1 protein-coding gene and 1 pseudogene are annotated in these 973 nt (G+C 59.8%); both read left to right on the forward strand.

Translation table 11 applies throughout. The features are described from left to right. The first annotated feature begins 164 nt into the window (after positions 1 to 164). Positions 165 to 792: pseudogene (locus NKI41_RS33170) on the forward strand (acyl-homoserine-lactone synthase). Positions 793 to 826: 34 nt separating this feature from the next. After that, positions 827 to 973 (forward strand): transcriptional regulator domain-containing protein (locus NKI41_RS33175; protein WP_352687281.1); only part of this gene is annotated, 147 nt, incomplete at its 3' end.

A 973-nucleotide genomic window follows, 5' to 3' on the forward strand; every position in this document is an offset into this window, starting at 1 on the left:
GAAGCTTGGCGTGAAGACGGTTATTCAGGCAGCCGTTCGGCTTGCACTATCCAGGCCATCTCTCTTCACCTGATCTCCGAAACCTGGGCACATACACAGGTTGTATCAACTCCGGCCCTTGCCTTCAATCGCAGGTATTATCCATGCGAGGGAGAAAGGCCATCATGATGCAGTTGATCACGCCGGATTGCTACGCTGAGTTCAGCGACGAGCTCGAGCAGATGCACCGCCTGCGGTATCGCGTCTTCAGGGATCGACTTGATTGGGACGTTTCGTTCAGCGGCGGCTATGAGGTCGATCCGTTCGACGCGCTTCGTCCCCACTACCTGTTGCTGCGTGCGCCCGCCGGACGCATCGACGGCTGCGTGCGCCTGTTGCCGACCACCGGACCGACGATGGCTGCGCGACAGCTTCTGCGCTCTCCTTGCTGACCGTTCGGCGCCGGAAGATCCGCGGGTTTGGGAAAGCAGCCGTTTTGCGCTTGATCTGCCGCCTTCCGCGCCGAAACAGGCGGGCATCGCTGTTGGCACCTACGAGCTGTTTGCCGGAATGGTCGAGTTCGGGTTGTCACGTGGTCTGCGCAGCATCGTTACCGTAACGGATCTGCGCATAGAGCGGATCTTGCGTCGCGCCGGCTGGCCACTCGAACGGCTGTCCGATCCGCAAACAATAGGCAACACACGTGCCGTTGCCGGATATCTCGACGTCTCGACAGAGAGCTTGGAAGCCCTCCGTCGCAATGGCGGACTCAAGGGCCCGGTACTGTGGACACCGGTCATGAAGATCGCCTGAGCCTGGAATCCAACTAGTTCCTGGAAACGATGCAATGGACGAAATAATATCTGGCCCTGCCTGGCCGGACAGGCAAGATGATGGTGACTATGGCTATGTCGAGCGGCTGACCAGCCGAGGCTGGGCCTGGGAATTCCTCAGGCGCAATCCGGACTTCCAGAAGGATCTGGCGAACGCGCTG

Origin of the sequence: Mesorhizobium sp. M0601 (genome assembly GCF_040320845.1) — a bacterium.
Taxonomy (GTDB): domain Bacteria; phylum Pseudomonadota; class Alphaproteobacteria; order Rhizobiales; family Rhizobiaceae; genus Mesorhizobium.